This is a genomic window from Marinoscillum sp. 108, assembly GCF_902506655.1.
Lineage (GTDB): Bacteria > Bacteroidota > Bacteroidia > Cytophagales > Cyclobacteriaceae > Marinoscillum > Marinoscillum luteum.
This window is the reverse complement of sequence record NZ_LR734808.1, coordinates 682,669-701,650: the sequence shown is the minus strand read 5'-3', so window position 1 is coordinate 701,650 and position 18,982 is coordinate 682,669. Positions and strand designations below refer to the sequence as shown.

The 18,982-nt window shown below is 44.0% G+C and carries 19 protein-coding genes; 10 read left to right on the top strand and 9 right to left on the bottom strand.

The window, feature by feature from the left end:
- The first annotated feature begins 58 nt into the window (after positions 1 to 58).
- Positions 59 to 394 carry a zinc ribbon domain-containing protein YjdM gene (locus GV030_RS02925; RefSeq protein WP_159579635.1) on the top strand — a complete coding sequence of 112 codons (336 nt, stop codon included), beginning with the start codon at positions 59 to 61 and terminating at the stop codon, positions 392 to 394.
- A 70-nt stretch (positions 395 to 464) separates the two neighbouring features.
- On the opposite strand, the gene GV030_RS02920 is transcribed toward GV030_RS02925, so the two are convergent.
- Genes GV030_RS02920 through GV030_RS02910 form a run of 3 tightly spaced genes read right to left on the bottom strand, consistent with a single transcriptional unit; the run spans position 465 to position 3,405 of the window.
- Positions 465 to 1,211: a LytTR family DNA-binding domain-containing protein gene (locus GV030_RS02920; protein ID WP_159579633.1), complete on the bottom strand. Its 747-nt coding sequence runs from the start codon at positions 1,209 to 1,211 to the stop codon at positions 465 to 467.
- A gap of 2 nt (positions 1,212 to 1,213) precedes the next feature.
- Positions 1,214 to 2,950: a tetratricopeptide repeat-containing sensor histidine kinase gene (locus GV030_RS02915; protein ID WP_159579631.1), complete on the bottom strand. Its 1,737-nt coding sequence runs from the start codon at positions 2,948 to 2,950 to the stop codon at positions 1,214 to 1,216.
- Positions 2,951 to 2,985: 35 nt separating this feature from the next.
- Positions 2,986 to 3,405, bottom strand: a complete 420-nt coding sequence (locus GV030_RS02910) for a hypothetical protein (protein WP_159579629.1) — start codon at positions 3,403 to 3,405, stop codon at positions 2,986 to 2,988.
- A gap of 236 nt (positions 3,406 to 3,641) precedes the next feature.
- On the opposite strand from GV030_RS02910, the gene GV030_RS02905 reads away from it, so the two are divergent.
- From GV030_RS02905 to GV030_RS02880, 6 genes are all read left to right on the top strand, one after another.
- Positions 3,642 to 5,156, top strand: a complete 1,515-nt coding sequence (locus GV030_RS02905) for a hypothetical protein (protein WP_159579627.1) — start codon at positions 3,642 to 3,644, stop codon at positions 5,154 to 5,156.
- A 105-nt stretch (positions 5,157 to 5,261) separates the two neighbouring features.
- The gene (locus GV030_RS02900; RefSeq protein WP_159579625.1) at positions 5,262 to 5,705 is read left to right on the top strand and encodes a hypothetical protein; all 444 of its coding nucleotides are present in this window, start codon (positions 5,262 to 5,264) and stop codon (positions 5,703 to 5,705) included.
- Positions 5,706 to 5,820: 115 nt separating this feature from the next.
- On the top strand, positions 5,821 to 6,261 hold the full coding sequence (locus GV030_RS02895) for a hypothetical protein (RefSeq protein WP_159579623.1): 441 nt from the start codon (positions 5,821 to 5,823) through the stop codon (positions 6,259 to 6,261).
- 44 nt (positions 6,262 to 6,305) lie between these two features.
- Positions 6,306 to 7,763, top strand: a complete 1,458-nt coding sequence (locus tag GV030_RS02890) for a hypothetical protein (RefSeq protein WP_159579621.1) — start codon at positions 6,306 to 6,308, stop codon at positions 7,761 to 7,763.
- An 11-nt stretch (positions 7,764 to 7,774) separates the two neighbouring features.
- Positions 7,775 to 8,098: a hypothetical protein gene (locus GV030_RS02885; RefSeq protein WP_159579619.1), complete on the top strand. Its 324-nt coding sequence runs from the start codon at positions 7,775 to 7,777 to the stop codon at positions 8,096 to 8,098.
- Positions 8,091 to 9,485: a GH25 family lysozyme gene (locus tag GV030_RS02880; RefSeq protein WP_159579617.1), complete on the top strand. Its 1,395-nt coding sequence runs from the start codon at positions 8,091 to 8,093 to the stop codon at positions 9,483 to 9,485. The genes GV030_RS02885 and GV030_RS02880 overlap by 8 nt, the downstream gene beginning before the upstream one ends.
- Before the next feature lie 351 nt (positions 9,486 to 9,836).
- Here GV030_RS02880 and GV030_RS02875 read toward each other — a convergent pair whose 3' ends face one another.
- The 5 genes from GV030_RS02875 to GV030_RS02855 all read right to left on the bottom strand — a co-directional run bounded on the left by GV030_RS02875 (position 9,837) and on the right by GV030_RS02855 (position 14,589).
- Positions 9,837 to 11,711: an AAA family ATPase gene (locus GV030_RS02875; protein ID WP_221413275.1), complete on the bottom strand. Its 1,875-nt coding sequence runs from the start codon at positions 11,709 to 11,711 to the stop codon at positions 9,837 to 9,839.
- Positions 11,712 to 11,745: 34 nt separating this feature from the next.
- Positions 11,746 to 12,264 (bottom strand): ABC-three component system middle component 5, encoded by a 519-nt coding sequence (locus GV030_RS02870; RefSeq protein ID WP_221413274.1) that lies wholly within the window; start codon positions 12,262 to 12,264, stop codon positions 11,746 to 11,748.
- Positions 12,261 to 12,830, bottom strand: a complete 570-nt coding sequence (locus tag GV030_RS02865; protein ID WP_159579611.1) for an ABC-three component system protein — start codon at positions 12,828 to 12,830, stop codon at positions 12,261 to 12,263. The genes GV030_RS02870 and GV030_RS02865 overlap by 4 nt, the downstream gene beginning before the upstream one ends.
- 546 nt (positions 12,831 to 13,376) lie before the next feature.
- Positions 13,377 to 13,814 carry a DNA-binding protein gene (locus tag GV030_RS02860; protein ID WP_159579609.1) on the bottom strand — a complete coding sequence of 146 codons (438 nt, stop codon included), beginning with the start codon at positions 13,812 to 13,814 and terminating at the stop codon, positions 13,377 to 13,379.
- A 472-nt stretch (positions 13,815 to 14,286) separates the two neighbouring features.
- Entirely contained in the window at positions 14,287 to 14,589 is a 303-nt protein-coding gene (locus tag GV030_RS02855; RefSeq protein ID WP_159579607.1) for a GIY-YIG nuclease family protein, read from the bottom strand.
- A gap of 410 nt (positions 14,590 to 14,999) precedes the next feature.
- On the opposite strand from GV030_RS02855, the gene GV030_RS02850 reads away from it, so the two are divergent.
- Positions 15,000 to 16,373 (top strand): hypothetical protein, encoded by a 1,374-nt coding sequence (locus GV030_RS02850; RefSeq protein ID WP_159579605.1) that lies wholly within the window; start codon positions 15,000 to 15,002, stop codon positions 16,371 to 16,373.
- A gap of 172 nt (positions 16,374 to 16,545) precedes the next feature.
- On the opposite strand, the gene GV030_RS02845 is transcribed toward GV030_RS02850, so the two are convergent.
- Positions 16,546 to 17,331: a hypothetical protein gene (locus tag GV030_RS02845; RefSeq protein ID WP_159579603.1), complete on the bottom strand. Its 786-nt coding sequence runs from the start codon at positions 17,329 to 17,331 to the stop codon at positions 16,546 to 16,548.
- A 172-nt stretch (positions 17,332 to 17,503) separates the two neighbouring features.
- On the opposite strand from GV030_RS02845, the gene GV030_RS02840 reads away from it, so the two are divergent.
- Positions 17,504 to 18,100 (top strand): cysteine hydrolase family protein, encoded by a 597-nt coding sequence (locus GV030_RS02840; protein ID WP_159579601.1) that lies wholly within the window; start codon positions 17,504 to 17,506, stop codon positions 18,098 to 18,100.
- 49 nt (positions 18,101 to 18,149) lie between these two features.
- Positions 18,150 to 18,974 carry a helix-turn-helix transcriptional regulator gene (locus GV030_RS02835; protein WP_159579599.1) on the top strand — a complete coding sequence of 275 codons (825 nt, stop codon included), beginning with the start codon at positions 18,150 to 18,152 and terminating at the stop codon, positions 18,972 to 18,974.
- Positions 18,975 to 18,982: the final 8 nt, after the last annotated feature.

Sequence of the window (18,982 nt, the reverse complement as noted above, 5' to 3'; positions counted from 1 at the left end):
CTAAACCCCCATTAGGTCGCCTAAAAGTTTACCTTTGCGCTTTCAAATAATCGTTCTTATGTCTGAATTCCCTCCATGTCCCGCCTGCAAGTCGCCATACGCCTACCCTTCTGATACGCTCCTGATGTGTCCTGAGTGTGGACATGAATGGGATCCGCAGGCTGAAGCAGCCGCTGACACCTCCGTGATCAAAGATGCCAATGGCAATGTGCTCGAGGATGGTGATACTGTAGTAGTCATCAAAGACCTGCCGGTGAAGGGAGCTCCCAAAGCCATCAAAGCAGGAACGAAGGTGAAAAACATCAGACTGACCGACGGTGACCACAACATCGACTGCAAGATTGACGGCTTTGGCGCCATGTCCCTCAAGTCGGAGTTTGTAAGGAAGGGGTAGTTCATCAGTCGAAAAACTAGATGTGGCTTGCACTGTCCATGAAGCGCTCAGGCTCATAAATGATTAGTACTTACCTCAGTACATCAAAGCGCTTCATCAGTATGTCCTTATAGGTATGGCTCACCGGAAGTGCCCTTTCTCCGTTCAAAATCACCTGATTATCCGTGAGATGTATTTGTCTGATCTCATTAAGGTTGATGATATAGTTTCTGTGAATTCTTAAAAAGTGATAAGCTTGTAATTTTTCTTCCATTTTCACCAAAGAAAGCTGAACCAAAAAACTTCCTTCTCTGGCATTGATTTTACAGTACTTTCCATCCACTTCCACATATTCAATATTGGAGATGGGAATTTTAATCAATGACTGCTTATGCTTGACAAACAGACTCTCCTCCATCAAAAGGGCATTCTCTTTTATACTTAGCCCTCCAGGTTGCGAAGCGAATTTCTCCATGGCCAGTTCTATGGCATACTGGAGCTCCAATGGATTGAAAGGCTTCAGGAGATAGCTGTAAGGGGACACAAGTTTAGCCTGTCTAAATGTCTCAAAATCTGCATGCTGGGTGAGAAAAATCAATGGTCTGGCGGTATTCATGTTCTCACCCATTCTTTCTGCAAAGGAAATACCCTCCGGATTGCCCTTCAAATAGATATCGGCCACAACCAGGTCAGGCTTCAATGCATAAAAGAGGCCAAGTCCCTCTGTCAGGTTATCAGCTATCCCGCAAACTGAATACCCTCCCTTTTCCAGAAACACCTTAAGCTCATCGGCCTGGTCGGCCTCATCTTCAATGATCAAAACTCTTATTTTTTCCATATTTAGGTCTCCGCTATCCTGGGTAGATTCAACGTTATAATGGTCCCCTTTCCAACCTGACTTTCCACCTCAATGGTTCCCCCATTTCGTGAGACAAAGGCCTGACACAGGATCATTCCAAGCCCGGTACCTGTTGTACCATCCGTTCCTGTCTGAATTTTCGCCTGACTGATTTCAAACAAACGATCAACAACCTCTTGCTCCATCCCGCAGCCAGTGTCCTCTATGGCTATTCTGACCATATCTCCGCGAGTTGATGTAGCAATATGTACTCTTCCTCCCTTTGGGGTAAACTTAAGTGCATTATCCAACAGGTTTCTAAACACCACCTTCATGCTTTGAATATCCACCAACACCATAGATCCGCTTACAAAATCAGTCTCAAGATCGATCCCCTTCTCCTGAAACATGGGCTCATAATCGTACAACACCTGCTCTATCAGACGTCCTGGTTCGATTGATTCTCTCATCAGGTGAACCTGATTGGTTTGATCAAGTGACCACTGCAGCAGGTTGTTCAATAAGTTCTGAGTGGCATTCAGCAGATGGCCATTTACTGAAGCAAGTGCCAATAATGTTTCTTTGTCTTGGGCACTGGCAGCAGCTGCCATTTTTTGTTGAGAACGTTGCAGGGATCTTACGGGAGCCTTCAGGTCATGGGCCACTATGGAAAATAATCGGTTCTTTGCTGTATCCATCTGTTCCAGCACCCGTTTCTGTTCCGTGATTTGTTTATTGGAATGGCTTACAATCCGATACCCAACGCCTACCACACCTGCCAAAATGAATAGGAAGACGGAAGCGATCAGGTAAGCTTTGATTTGCCATCGTTGCCGGGAGAGTTCCGCATTCTTTACCAGTTCCTTCTGCTCTAGGATCGTAATTTCACGCTCCTTCAAACCAATTTCATATATTTTCTCCTTTTCAGCCATCTCCCATACCTTATCACGATTCCAGAGGGTGTTTTGTACTTTTTCAAAATCCTTGCGGTAGCTGAGCGCTCTTTGCAAGTCTCCGCGGTTCTCTTCCACCACCGCCATGTTCAGGTAGGCATTTCGAAGCACGTCTGGCTCCTGAGCGAGTAGTGCATATTCCAGACCTTTCTGAAAATAAGGAATGGCCTGATCATCCATGTATTGCTCGTAGTACAAATTGGCAATGTCCATATAAGAAATGGCAAGACCCAGCGTATCGGCCATTTCCATTTCAATCTCAATGCTCCTGTTAAAGTAGAATGCCGAGCTGTCAAACTTCTTCAGGTGCAGATAAGCTATACCCAGATTGTGATAATAATCACCAAACTGATCCTTATTCTCACTTGCTGAATACCGCTCCACCCAGGGCCTTAAATACTGAATGGCGGTTAAAAAAGCTTCTTCTTCCAGAAGCAAACTGGCCATCACAGGTTCTATGGCAAAATCCTCACGATAGGAAGGTGGAAGTTTATCTCTCAGGTCCAATGACACTTTGTACTCATTTATAGCCTGTTTGATCAAGGATTTCTCGTAGAAGATCTTCGCCTTCAGGACCGACAGCAAAAAGCACTTTTCACCCGTGCAATGATCAAATTCGGGGATCAGAATTTCATAGGCTTTGTCGAAATCACCATTCTGAAACAGCACTGTCAACTCCTGTACCTGAACACACGACGCTTCACGCTCACAATCCTCCTCAAGAAAACTTAAGGCCTTCCGATGAAGGCTTGTTGGAGGCTCCTGATCATCAGCGAACAAAAGCATCAAAAAAACCAAAAGTGTAACCACCTTTATTGAGATCAGGTGCCGGGATCCTTCACCGTAGTGACTGTACCCCGTGAGGTCTCTGGGTCTGTATCTACCAGCACCACATCCTCTACACCCACAGGGTATTTACTCTCATAGGTGAAGGCTATTTGCCACAGGTAGTAGCTGCCTGTTCCCTTTTGAGATTTATACGTGAGGGTGATCAAGGTTCCTATTAGTGGTCCTTTGCTCAATTGACGCTCTACCTCAGTATTTCTGATCTGCTGCTCGTCATGAATGGAAACGGTGATCTTATCTTCTACCAATGTAGGCAGGTAGGCATTGATGAAAGCTTTCTTCTTGCCTCCTCCTATATCCTTAAAATGGACTAATGCATTGTCACAAAATGGATACAGAGGGCCTGCGATTTTCTGATAATAAAGTTCTGTAGCTGTTGGTTTGGTTGTTTTCATGGTGTAGCGATTAGTCGCCCTTTAGGAATGATATATCCCGGGCGCCGTTGGTTCTTATTCCGTGAATATAACATCTCGTGCCCATTCTCACCGCACTCGTACCATTTTTTCTAAATGGGTTTTTGCCCCAGCATACTTTAGGACTTACAATTCGACAGCAAGAGCGGTCGCTTTGAAATGGCGGACACTGAAAAGCCTTCAAAAGAGTAAGTAAAAAACAATCTAACTACAATACTATGCCAACGACAATTCCATACGATCCATCACTGGTGTTGGGTAACATCGTGACACTGGAAAAGCTCACTAATATTGAGCAAATAAGCCAAGCTGAAGCCCCCGTGAATGCGGCCGAAGATGAACTCAACTCACTCATCGCCATGAAGAGAAGCCTGGATATGACCATTCAGGATATGCTCAACATGAATATCGATGCAGATCAGTTGGTTCAGGAATCTGTAAAAGTAGGCCAGAGCATCCAGCAGGCTGCCATCAATTATGCGCAGGTAAAACTGGCCGCAGAACAAAAAATTCAGCCGCTCAGAGCCAAAATAGCAATGATCAACAGCAGCGTGGAAAGCCCTATGGACTACAACAAGTCCCAAATCAAGAAAATGCCTCTGGCAGCAGATTCATTGAAAATGAACTGCCAGTACTTTGGGTTCGACAAAAACGAGCAATCTTCTGACGCACACGCTTCCACGATCGCAGGGTTTGTGAGTGATTCACTCAGTCTGTTTGGCGGATACGAGTCCGGTACCGGTACGGTAAAATCTTCTGTACAACAACAGGTAAGTAGTCAGCATCAAAACCACAGCATCGCAGGAACACTGGTGATCAGCATCAACTGTACCCACAAAGATGCTTTACTGCTGGCCCCTTATATACTGGATGTAGACAAGGCCATCAGAGTCTGGAATCAGGAATTCCCCAAAGATCAACTCAATGTGATGAGCATTGCCAGCATCATCGAAACTATGATGGCAAAGGACTCGCAGGGTGAAAACAAACTGCAACTCCTTTCTGGTGCCACATTTGGTTCCTGCTTTGTCGGGATGGTGCACGTGCTGAATACCACCGAGACGGATTCTTCTCAGCGGATGTATTCTGTGGCTGAGTCCATTCAGGGTCAGTTTGAAGTTGGCGGCTGGTGGGCACATGAAACAGGTGGATTTGGTGTGGACAGTAGTTTTTCCAATGATGCCAAAAACCTTTTGAGCACCCAAAATGTAACCTCCCACTGCACACTCACCGTCATGGGTTCCATCCCATCCATTAAGGCCAATTCGGTGGACATGTTTGTGAAGGAATTCAACATGAACGACGATCCTCTGAAAGGCGTGCAGACCCTTCAAGGTGCCACCACTGACGAAATGAACACCATTAGTTCGTCTGCAGAGGCAGCCAGAACAGGCCAGCAGATGATTGCCATGAAGAGCGCGGGAATCACCAGCGCACTAAGTGCTTTGAGCGATTCAGACAAAAAGAGCAATCAAATCCTGGACACCAACTCCATGATGGATGCCATGCAGGACTACATCAACAAGTGTTTGGCCGGAAACATAGGTGTCCCTATCAACTACTATCTAAAGCCCATCACCAAAAGCGAACTGGCCGGTGCATGGCTGAAGAAGTACCACCCAAACAAAATGAATAATGCATTGGGAAGTGGAGATGATAGCGGAGACAGCAGTAGCTCTTCCGGGGCTGGCTCAGGTGACAGTTCGTCTGACGCCTCATCCTCTGGCTCATAAGTCAATCCACCGGAGGTGAAAAAGCAATTTCACCTCCAAACATCAAATAACCAGGGAAGCCGAAAACTGGAAATAGAGTAGGCAAAATTAATCATTCTAAAACTCATGGCATTACCACTCATAGCACCCACAGCAGAACCTGTGGCCTCTCAAATACCTACTCCTGCACAGCGAACATTGATTGCCGGCACGAGCATTCAAATTGGTGGAGTAAGCACTCCCGGTTTCTTCTCTTCCCTCCAGGAAGATCCCAACCTGGCGATTATAGGTGACCAGAACGCAGCCTATAACTGTATCTCATGGTCTCATGGCGTAACCAACGCCTGGAACAACCCTCCTGCGAACCCTATTGCCTATTATCAGGCATTGGGTTTGAAATCTTGCACCGCAGGTGATGTCAACAAGAAAGTGGCCGTCTGGTTTGACGCAAATGGGGTGACCACTCATGCAGCCATACGCAAACTCGTGACCATCAACGGTCAAAAAGTGTACTCATGGACCTCAAAACTAGGCCAATCCTACTGCATGCGCATTCTATTGACCGACTGAATGGGAACGCTTATGGCAATCCGGCAATGTTCTTCAAATAATTCTACCAACATCAAAGAACCAGGGAAGCCGAAAACTGGAGAATAGAGTAGGCAACATTAAAAATTTATATATCATGGCTAGTTTAATTGATCAAATTTGGCAAATAAGCCAAAAACCAAGCAGTGCAGCTGGATTTACAATCTATACTTATGGGCTAGATAAACCAGTAGTTGGCTATTGCGTAGCGTACTCAGACACTCAGGATTGCTTCGGGCAAGAGGGCTTAGCAAAAGCTCTTGCTCATGCTCAAACACACGCTCAGGTACTAGGTGGGTGGTTAGATAACGGTAAGTTCTACTTTGATAGCGTCAGAATCTATCAAACCAAGCCAGCAGCCATTGAAGCCGCAATAAAGGAAAATCAAATTGGACTCTTTGATCTAAATGGAGGGTATGTTCCCATACGAAATCAGGATTTGGTACTACTCCCCAATTATCAAACCTTTCTTTCACAGGTAAATGCAATAAGAGCCAAAGCTGGTTTGCAACCCTTTCCTGTACTCAATCAGAAGTAATAAAAACAGCTTGGGATTCCCGTACAAGTTCAAACCAAAATATCATGCCAACCTCAATCCCCTACGACCATCCCTCACTCACGCTAGGCGCTGTGGTGGATACCCAGGTGCTCGATTCCCTGGATCAGGTAGCCACACTGAATCAGGCCATTGATGCCGCACAGGATAAAATGAATTCCCTGATCATGATGAAGCGCAGCCTGGCCATGACGCTCAATGAGTTGCTGGACATGAATGTCGATGTTTCGGACCTGAAAAGTGAAATGAAGGCGCTTGACCCGCAAATCTCGCAGGCCGCAACGGGGTACCTGAATACTCGTCTCAAAAATGAGACGAGTATTCAGAAGGTGAGGGAACAGTTAGCGGAATTGAAACAAAGTCACATCGAAAGTCCGGTGGATTTTGTCAAGTCTACCATCACCCAGCAGCCATTGGCTTATGAGTCCATGAAATTGGACGCACAATACTTCTCTTTCGGGGGTAACCTGGAAGACGATACCCTGTCCAATATTGAAACTTATGTGAAAGAAGCGAATAGCGACCTGGGAAAAGGTGCCGCCGATTTGGCCAAACAGGCCACGAGTCAGATCCAACAACAACACCGCAATCACAGCATTTCCGGCACGCTGATCATTACGGCCTGCTGTATGCACAGAAATGTGACTTTGATCGAGCCGTTGGTTCTGGATCTGCAGAAGGCTGTGTCTATCTGGAATGCTACCGTGGGAAAAGGTGATCCCATTGATACGAATGACCTGGCCTCAGGGCCAGCTAACTCCAAACCATCCACTTCAGAAAGTCCATCACCGGGTTTGTCCATTATATCAGGAGCAGCCTACGGATCCAGCTTCGTTGGTATGGTACATATCCTTAATACTGACTCGGATGGACCGGCAGAAGAGAAAATAGCCTCCCTGCAAGAGAAACTGCAACTTGGCGGATGGCTCGAAAACCTCTCCGGTGGGTTTGGTGTAAATGAAAGCACCCTCAGCGAGGTGAAGAAAACGCTGAGCACTCAGCAGGTATCTTCGCATGTAAGCCTGATCACCATGGGAGCCATTCCCAGCATTTCATCAAGTAAAATTGATATGGGGGTTAACCGGATCATGCAGCCCGACCCGGAGGCCATCAACGCGGTATTGCAAGCCACGAATAAAGATGCCGATACGTCCACCGTCGCTACTGGAGCGGATGACGCGCGACAGGGAAATCAGCTCTTATCCATTCAGAATGCCAAAATACAGACGGTAATGAAAGGACTGGAAAAAATAGACCATGGCAGCAATCAGGTGATGGACATCAACTCACTCATGAATGCTTTTGACAATTACATCAAATCAATCACAGACGGAGCCACCATCGTGGGCTCACCAGTACACTTTTACATCAAGAAACTTGTGAAATCAGACCTGATCAAGATGTGGCAAAAACGCCACCTGGCAGAAAAAAGCGTAACCACCGCTCCGCCTGCCGCTGACTCTGACAGCCCTGCTAACTCATAATGTTGATAGCCATGAAAGATAAAACCAAAAAAACCATTGTATCAGAAGAACTCATGAGCGACATTTTCAATGGCTCCATTGCCCTCATTGGCGTTTGTCTCATCGTTCTGACCCTTTTCCAGGTTACCGACAAAAGTGCCCTCTATTGGGTGGATGAATTCTTCTATCTCACGGCAGGATGCTATCTACTCACCTCCATATCGGCCTACCTGAGTCTGAGAAAACCAGGCCAGCACCGACTCAGACCCTTGACAGATTGGCTGTTTCTGTTTAGCCTGTGTAGCACACTACTCTCCATTTGTGTCCTCATCTATGAATTCCAAACCCATGCGTGAACTAACTGATCTGGAAAAATCCTGGGTAAAAAGTCTTTCGGAGTTACCCCCTGCTGCTGATCAGCCCATAGCTGGCTGGCTAGAAACTGTTTTCTTCAAAGAGGCCGAAGGTCGGGCGCTGATCATTCAGGCTAGCGAGGGATTTGCCGTACTCTTTTTGACCAATGAGCTCTTCAATGACGAAACGAAAAAAGCAGCGCAAGTAAGTCAGTTTTCTGAATTGATCTCCTTCCTCAAATACCTGCATCGCGAGGGTTACCTCTCCATCAGCAGGGGGAAGACTACTCGGGACAAGTCCATGTTTTTCATACAGGATGCCTTCATAGATCCCAAAAACCAAAATGGCCCCATTGTATTGAATGCCAAAGGTGACTACACGGATAACCCTCACAAAATCCTGGATACCAAAAAGAACACTGTTTATCAGGGCATCAGGTTTGATACCGACCAGTTTGATGCGATCCTCTCTACATGCACCGGATCACTGCTCGTATCAAGTGCCATAGGGCAGCTCATAGCCGAAAAGAAGCCTTTGAATAAAGAAAAAAAGACCAGTGAGGTCAACTGGAACATCCTCTCTGTCTGGGTGTCGATCCTCTCCGCCTTCCTCTGCCTGTTTATCTACATTCATTATCAGTCCACCCACCACAGGAGGGCCCTGTCACTGGTTGATTACAAGCAGGATCAGTTGGGGTACAGACTGGACTCACTGAACGGCCATCTGGAGTCATTGGCTTCCAGACAAAACACCACCAGTCGGTCCCGTCAAGCCACTCAGCGGGGCATTGATGTGTCCCGGTGGAATGGCGACCTCCTACAGGCGGTCAGCAAGCGCGACTTGCTTTCTTTTGTGATTTGCAAAGCCACACAGGGCAAGTCCTATGTGGACCCGGACTTTCATACCAACTGGAACCTGATCACAGAAAAAGGCCTCATTCGCGGCGCCTATCACTTTTATGACGCGTCACAGGATCCTATAGATCAGGCCGAACACTTTGTCACAACTCTTGGTGAGCTGACCAGCACCGACATTGGGCCCATACTGGACATTGAGCCGGAGAGCATACCTACTGATTTTGAAGTGGACCCCTTACAGCTGCAGGTGGATCTCTATATTTTTCTTCGTCATGTGGAGCGCCTGTCAGGTAGAAAACCCATTATCTACACCGACCCAAGCTTTGGTGATCAGTACCTGACCAATGAGAAATTTGGTCAATACCCGCTCTGGGTGGCAGACTATACCGATGCGCCTCAGCCTACCATTCCAAAGGTTTGGAGTGATATAGGCTACAAATTTTGGCAAAAGTCCGCCAGCTACGACCTGCACTCAGACAAAACAGACCTGGACCTGTATAATGGAGAAAAGGCTGGAATTTATGAGGATTGAAGTCAAAAATCTGACTCTGGTCGTTTTTGTCAATTAGGCTGCAAAGATTCCGGTATTTGGCCATCGCTACGCATTGTCCAAAACCGGATGACGGAGCGGGAAAAGAACGTCATTCCGGTTTCTGAGGCACGAAGAAGACCGGAATCTGCTCCTGTCTAATGGTTCGACAGGCTCACCATGACAGGTTCGATGGAGCTCACCATGACAGGTTCAGATGGGCGATTTGGGGTTTATTCTCTGGCGCTACAGACCTGCAGCTGCATTAGTGACTGAGAATGGGAAGCTTGGCGGGAGACCACTCTAAAAAAATTCCGGTATTTGGCCATCGCTACGCTTGCCAAAACCGGAATCCTAGACATTCTTTAAACTGGGGTTACTTTCGGTATAATAATCACCAACACAGTAGGCAGTATTATTTAACTCATTAGGAATAAAAGAAGTGGTGTAAATAACCTGATAATCATCTTTATTAAATTTTTCAGACTCCGCAATTATTATTCTCTGAAAGTTTTGTGCTCTTTCTTCTTCAATTCCCTTGTCCTCCATATTATCACTAAAAATGAAACGTGGATACCGCATATTTGGAATTTCTAAGGACGCTAGAAAAATAGAGAATCGAGCTGAAGCCTTTAGATAAAAGCTTGAACTGGCCGAATATTTGGCGTCTTTATCAGAAATAAAGGCAATGTTATTTCCATAGTCAATATGAAACTCCTTTGCTTCATAAAAATCAGACTGTCTTCTAAGGTCATTATTAAGTAGATATGTTCCTTTTTTCTCGATAGCCCTATTAATATCTGATTTCAATCTTTCTCGATTGTTTTTTAAAGTTGATATAGTTCTTGACAGAACTTCCAATTCAGACTTTAATTCAGCCTCTCGATTAACAAGTTTCTGATAGATCTCTGCATTCTCCAGCAACGTTCTCAACTGAACAATCTCACCTTCTACGAAGCCTTTCTCTACATAAAGTGAATCGAGTTTTTCTTCTCTATGAGAGCGAACATCGCCTAAGGCTTGATTAACTCTCCTCTGAAGCTGATGAAATTTTACCTGTTCAGCATCATAGTTTGCCTCTATATCAATTAATTGTCTCTCCTTTTTAATCACAAGCGTCCTAGATTCCTTTATCTGAAAGCTGAGCTCTTGTTCAATTTTTCGAGCCTGAGAAATTCCAAATGTTTGATCAATTTTCTGCTTGCACAACTTACACCTATCTTCTTCTTCCTCGTGATTAGATAAGTCAGACAAACATTCTGGGCAATATTCAAGAGGAAATTCACCTAATAGATCACGCGTTTTGATTGATTTCTTAATTGCATTCCTTTTATTTTCAAGAGCTTCAATGAAGAAATTAGTATCTTCAATTTCATATCTGAAAGAAGCAATCTCTTTTTTTAGTCTATTTACTTTTTCTCTTTGCCCAATTGATTCAGTATTCAATACTTCAAATTCCAGCTGTGTTTTTTGAGTATATCTGAGACGTTTGCTTTCCTCTCGTAGACCGATAATTTGCTCTTCTATTTCACTTACTTCTTTTTCTTTATTATCGATCGCAGTTACCACATTACTGGGAACAAGATCCAGTGGATTAGTAATAAATTGTTTGATAATTTTAATCTCCTTTCGCACATCATCATATTCTCTGTCAGCTTCTATTTCTCTTTGCTGTTTGTCATAAAGCTCTTGATTGTAAACACCTAGCAATAAGTCGGATACAGTTTCTCTAGTTAGTGAAGAGTCAAATGGTTCATAATAAAAAAGTGAACTTGTTGGGGACTCTTGATCTAAATAGAGAAGTCTAAGCACTTGATGAAAGGTGATATTATTCTCACCTTTGACAATAGGTAAATCCAAATTTTCAAAAAGAACGTTGGAGAAGCTTTTCCTTTCAGTAGTTGTATTAAAATTGAATTTTTGCCAGCTATCATTTTGAGTTAATGACTTTTGGTAACTACCCCAAAAGAAATAGATTCCTTCCTTATCGTTTGCCTTTCCCAATTCATTTAAAACTATATTCCTCTTAATAGTAACAACTGCTCCATTTAACTCAACCTCAGCTGTTACTGATTGACATTTCTTAGCTTCTTTAACCCAGTCATTGAATGCTCCTCCCAATACATAGAATATAAAATGGGTAATTGTAGATTTACCACTACTGTTATCTCCTCTTATGATGTTAATCCCTTTGTGATATTCTTCATCATATGCAATCTGTCCATTCAAAGTATGGATTATCATTCTATTTAGAAAGAGGTTGTTATGCATCATATTTACTTTCTAATAAACCTGTTTTGGCCTTCAAACCATAAGGTCCAAATAGAGATATTTTATAATAATGAGAGGTCAAGAGTTTTATAGCATTTTCCTCTTGGATACTTAAATTCTTAAAGTCCTCATCATACTTCGAGAAGAAATCTCTTGAAATAGATGTAATTCGATTATTGTTTAAGTAATCTTTATTAATCATACCATATGATGCAAGGCATTTAATTGCGGTAAGTTGATAAGGTTTGATTTTTTCAAAAGTCTTCCGATCATTATGAAGAGGTTCGTAGGGATTTTCAGGCCTAAGGATGTATTGATGGATGATTGCTTTTATATCCTTTTCCGATTTTTTATGCTTTATTGCCCTCATTCTATTAGGAAAGAGAACGTAATAATCCCAAATTCTAAGCCTATCAATCTCAATGTCACCGTCTCCCCTAAAGTGAGCTAATAGTTTAATTAGCCTGTACACCGTATGGTAGAGATCATATGCCTTTTGATATACAATCATACAGCCCATTTTATATGACAGGTTCCTGTCAAATAATGAAACATTCCCTCAATTTCAGTAGATGAAATTCCAATAATGTCATCACAACCCTCTTGATGGATAAGATCTAATATTGGTCGTGTGACTTCTTGAGAAATTGACCTTAAAACATCTGATTCACTGCTGCCCGATTGAAGCATTGGCCTTATTATATTTCGATACCTATCCAGAACTATTGCCAATATGAACGCAAATATTTCTTGTGCTGGGGCATATTCCTGATAGAGTAACAGCTTTTTATGAAATTCTTGCTTCAACCATGAAAAGTCCTCAAAAAGATGTTGTTTTTGTGCTAATTTCAGCTTCTCTTCAAGACCAATTATATCTCTATCGCTGGTATATCTGATTAGGTCATTTGAGATATTACTTATTTTTTCTCCTTCTTCAAATTGCTCTTTAAGCTTACTAAATAGTGATGAAAGCTTTCCACTGGGCTGTATAGTAATATTATTAGTTGTAGAGTTGTCATTACCACCTACTATTTTATTCCCATCTCCACCAATATCAATGTTTTTTTGATTAACCATTATTTGCCTGAATTGTCATCTGCACCCACTATTCTATTATTGTTGCCATTAATGGAGATGTTCTTTTGCTTAGATTTATTTGATTTGTTATTGGAGTTTTTATTTACGAACCACCCAGCTCCCAACAACCCAATTACAATTGAAGCAATTATTCCGATTAGTTTCAAATCATCCTGATCCATAAAATCCATTGGCTAAATTCCTTAAAGGTTAACTTAATCTCACTTACTTGCAATACCATAATTATGGTAAATTAATTGCAATTAAGCCTTTTTATGAAAAATTTGCAGTAATTGCCTCGATTCATTTGATGCACACGTTTACCCTCTCATCTTCCAATACCTTTTTTCTTAACTCCTCAGTGCTAAAAAGCAATCACCAAGTTCCCGAAATACGTCTCCAATCACTCCAGAATCAGCCCCTACCAACGAACCCAAAAAAGACGGCCATCTTTTCTGAAAAGACGGTGATGTTTTTCGAAAAGATGGCCATGTTTTTCAAAAAGACCGCCATCTTTTTTCAGAAGATGGCGGTGAATCATGAGGATCAGCTTTCCGTCTCTTCCGGAACCTCCTCATCGGCAGCTTTTACGCTCCCGGCATCTACCTTTTCAAACGCCAACGTGGTGTTGAGTTGCTCCAGAAATTCCTTGTTGGACCTGAACATGATATTCACATGCTCAATGTTCCTGCTGGTCACATCTTCTGCCCTTTCACTCGGTACGCTCTTGTACCTGGGATAGAAGCTGCCAATATCCCCCAGCCGGATGATATTGCCATTTTTGATCTCATCGGGCAGCAGGTCTTCAAGAGCCGCCAATACACCGATCACGTCGGCATAGTTTTGACCGGTATTCTTCTGGATTTTCCGCGCCATACTTTTGAAACCAGACTCGCCGCTGGTCACAGGCTGTGGATAATACTTGAAAGGAGCATTGGGGTCACTGGGGTTCTTACGCGCAACCACCGAAAATTTAAGTGCCATAAAAAAAATGTTTAGTGAAAAAAATAACTCAACTCACTCAAACACTTCCGAACCGCTCACTACTGGTATAGGGTATTCGCTGGATTTTGCCTTTGCTTTACACAGGCCGTATACAGGTGTAGGCCACGTTCCAGAAAAAGCTCGACTAATTAAAAATATTTCTTGTAACGATGCAATAGTCCCCTGAAAAAAATGTGGTGGTAAAATTTCGATCTTCCTACTTGCCTGTCCTTCAACCTGTCATGGTGAGCCTGTCGAACCATCACACAGTTGAAGATTCCGGTCTTCTTCGTGCCTCAGAAACCGGAATGACCTTCCTTTCCCGCTGCGTCATTCCGGTTTTGGACAAGCGCAGCGATGGACAAATACCGGAATCTTTGATGATGAGGGGGTATGATGGATGAGATTCCGGTATTGCTTCGTGCCTCGCAAACCGGAATGACGAAGGGGAAACACTCCAAACCATAGTACTTTACTGCATATCCTCAATTTCATCAAACAGATCCCTCCAAGTTGGGTTCATCGAATTGATGAGGCTTTCTTTGAATGATCGCTTCCATTTCTTCATTCGTTTTTCCTGTTCAATGGCCCCAATGATTGTATCATAAAACTGAAAATATAATAGATCGGTACATTTGTATTTGCTTGTAAATACAGATCCTATACCTGTCTTATGCTCATATACTCTTGAGTAGAGATTATTTGTAACACCAGTATATAAGACGGTTCTGTTTTTATTGGCAATGATATACACATAGCCACCCTTGGTTTTCATCTAATTAAGATAAATAGATTTCAATATTCCTGACACGTAATAAAAGCCGATTCTGGTTTGGTAGATTCCGGTATTGCTTCGCGCCTCGCACTTTCCATAACGTCATCCGGTTTTGGACAAGCGTAGCGATGGACAAATACCGGAATCTTTGATGATGAGGGGGTATGATGGATGAGATTCCGGTCTTCTTCGTACCTCAGAAACCGGAATGACCTTCCTTTCCCGCTCCGTCATTCCCGTTTTGGACGAGCGCAGCGATGACGGTCTGCAACCGCCTGCTCAGGATGACATACGACACGGCTGTCTGCGACTCTCATTTCATTTTTAAACACGAAATACCGTAGGTCTTTACTTTCCAGAATAGGTCATTTATTTTAGATTTATATACCGTCTATCGTAATATTTATCAAATGAAAAGAAGAAATGATAATTGGCAGCTTGAACTCATCGTAACGGCTATTCTTTTGTCCGTAATATTCAGTGCTGATAAATACATTTTTGACAAGAGTACGGATATAATGTATGAAAGGTATTTCCCATATACTACACTTATGGGTTTGGCAATGATAATTTCATTTTACCTATTAAAGCACTCACTGGTAATTCATTTTGTACTTCGTATACTCTGGATAGCTGCATTGAGCTTATATAGAAGTGACCAGATAGATAAAGCAAATTTAACAACTTCGGTCCCGGTGAGCCCTTCGTTGCTGAGGTATGTCAGATTACTTGATTATGTAGCAAGCCTCATTTTTCCAATCATGCTTAATTGCATTTTCATTACAATTTCACTCACTCTGTACGTCCTTTACCTTTCGCTTTTAAGCGATTACTTTTTCCTACTGATGGCTTTCATATTTATCGGCGTATTTGGGTTCATGGAGTTTCTAAAACCTGGATTTTTCTCCAATGCACATGTTCCGGATGATTTGATTAGCAAAATACTTCTTCTCACTTCTAAAGTACTTATCAGGGCCAATTCGGTATTGACTTTGTCAATTTTATGGGAGCCCTTATATCGGAGCTTCACAAAGAGAGTAGCCAAAAGAACTGTAGGGCTTTTATTAGTTCCATACATTATTATTTCAGGTTTTCTCCCCCCAATGAGCCGGTTTGAATCAAATAAATTTTTTCCTGAGTTTCCGGACAAATTGGAATGTAATACTGAGGTCTATTTTGACTTGATTTACTACTACGATGACTATAAAGAGTATCACCGATCCAATCCTATTGCATATCCGATTACAACATTGTCAATACCGAGCAGGAAATTGTTTGATGATTTTTTGGAGGTATTTGTGAGGTATACCGATTCTGATGATTATTTACTCGAAAAAAATACCAATTTAATCCCAGTCAGAAAAAGTGGACTAGTTAATATATTTTCTTGGAGAAAAGATATAATCAGCCAGAATCCCAAGCTGGATTCTATGCAAAGGGTCATCAATGAAAACAAGAAAGGTGAAAAACCCACTGACCATCTTGAAAAAGTTTTGAAAGCTGAGCTAAGAAAAATCAAAGAAGACAATTCGAACAAAATTAAGGAAGCATTGATAAGTAGGCTAGAATTTAAGATAGATGACCAACTCATTCCCAGAGACTCCATCCAATATGGCTATTTTAATCATCCAAATGATGGAGAAAGGGGACTACTATGTATAATTGATCTTAAAGGCTATAAAAGAGGTGATCATGTCTTAGGGTTTAAGAAGGAGAACTTCAATTTCCATTCAAACAAGATAGATACCATCTGTTTGAAATTACCACTTATCCTTATTAAGTGATTTCTCACGACTGACCGAAACACCCTATCCCCTCCAGATGACTCCAGTATCGTCATTGCGAGTATCCCGATGACTATCGGGGGACGAAGCAATCCTCCGCTCTCAGTCCCTTCTCAAACACCAAGTGGTGTTGCGGTCTGCAAGCAGACACGTCATATGCCTAAATAAGCATTCACTTACCTACATTCCCTCCTATTTTGGCATTTTTGTCGGTGGTCAGGGCTTCAAAGCCAATGTTAATCCCCAGGCCCAGCCAGGTTTTCCCGTCATAAATCCAGTCGGTAGACCGGTCCTTGAGACCCAGCTTGTCCCACCCCACGAACGCTCCAAAATTGATGTGTTCATTGGGCCATAAGACCACCCCCATCGAGAGGGTGAAAGCGGAAGCCGTACGATTTTCAGGCACTTCGCTATTGAGAGAATCAAGTCCTATACTGGTCAGCCCCAGACCCAGCGACCCATCTACTGTGGAATGCTTCTCCTTCCTTGACCCCACTCCAAAAACCAAATTAGCAGTCAGGGAAAGACTGGACTCAAAGTCAAAAGGTTCACCCCCACCACCTACTCCCCTCAGACGAAATGGCACGGTATAGACTCCTACTTTGGCTCCCTTATATCGGCTATAAAGTGGTCTGGTAATCTCTTTAAACTCCTTTTTCGACATCACCCAGGTGACAGGTGTGTTGTAGGTATTATACAGACTTTGATCACTGAAATTGAGATAGCTGTAGTAAACACTGTCATTGCTCAGATGATCGATGATTACCATATAACCGGAGGAAACATCATAAGGAGTCCGCCCATTGGCATCATCAACATATTTTTGATCTGTAATTGCTGCTATTTTTGACGCAGTAAACTCATACAACTGCCCCACCTGAAGCGATTCTTCAGTGGTTGACTGACCCGATACACCCAGGAATAAGGTCAGAAATGAAAGTGATAGTAAGTATCTCATAATGATGAAACTAAATTCATTCGAATCTCATCATTCGACAGAAGATCCGCAATCACCAATAGTGGGTATTTTAACCAACGGTACCGTCTCTCATCTGACATTTTCATTCACCCATTTCTGAAACCCAGCCTTTTTATTGCCCGTTTCATCGGCATTGACCAACTGCTTTCAAATGAACACACCAACCAACACACCCGGCCCGGCGCTGCTCCTCATCGACATACAGTCGGCCTTTGACGACCTGGCCTACTGGGGCGGAGAACGAAACAACCCCGAAGCTGAGCAGCGTGCCTCCGAGCTCCTGCAACTATGGAGAGCCCGCCGGCTCCCTGTTTTCCACATTAAACACTGCTCCACCACACCCGGATCACCTCTGCACCCTTCGCATCCGGGCAATGCCATCCATCCCCTGGTGGCCCCTCTGGACGGAGAGCCGGTGATCGAAAAGAATGTCAACAGCGCCTTCATTGGCACCGACCTCCAGCAACGACTGGAGAGTTCCCACATCACGAAACTGGTCATCGTGGGACTCACCACAGACCACTGCGTGTCCACCACCACCCGAATGGCCGGAAACCTGGGGTTTGACACCACGCTGGTAGACGATGCCACAGCTACTTTTTGCAAGCAAGGGAAAGACGGACAGCTCTTTAGTGCCCAGCTGATACACGACACGGCCATCGCCAGTTTGAACGGGGAGTTTGCCCACATCGCCACCACGGCAGAGGTACTGGAGCAATGGAAGGATCCCGAAGTGGTAACCCCATGACCTCATGATGTTCGCCAGCCAATTTCCGGATCAGTCGACCATCTCCAGGTTGCGAAACCAGCCCTCGCCAGATGGCCAGCACCTGAAATGGCCGGATGTGCTGGTGCAATCGCGCTACCGCACTTACGAAAAATCTGTCCCTGAAAGCTCCTTTGCGCTGTTCACACTGAAATCACCGGGAGAAGCCACCTTCAGCGTCGGCGGGAAGCATCTGCGCATCTGCCAGCAGACGCTCTGCCTCATCAATCCCTATGAGGCCTTCGAATACCGCATCGAAGCGAATGAAGCCGTAGAAGTGCAAAACCTTCACCTGAGCCTCAGCACCTACCGTCAGCTCATGCATGCCATGGGCACCAGCCCCAACCGGCTGCTGGATCCTCCTGCCGAAAGTGAAGCGCCTGCGGAGTGGCCACACCACCTCTATTACATGGATCCTGCCATGAAGGGGCTATTGGATCAATACCGTTCACTGTGTCCCGAAGATTTTCTCACGGGCATCGGCTCGCTGCTTCAAAGGCTTTCCGCACAAAACCAACAGGTGACCAAACGCATTCCTTCACAGAAAAGGGCCACCCAAAAAGAGCTGGCGAAGAGAGTGGCCATCGGACGGGACCTGATCTTTAGTGCGTATAACGATCCTGACCTCACGCTGGACCGCATCTGCGCGGAAGTCTTCATGTCCAAGTTTCATTTCATTCGGGTATTCAAGCAGGCGTACGGACTCACCCCGCACCAGCTCATTCGCCATATCAGGATACTCAAGGCTCAGGAATACCTGAAAACCGGCCAGATGACCCTGGAGCACATTGCCTACAAGGTGGGCCTGCAGGAGCCCAATTCCCTCTACCCGCTCTTGCGCACCGAGGCAAATTAGCAATTTTG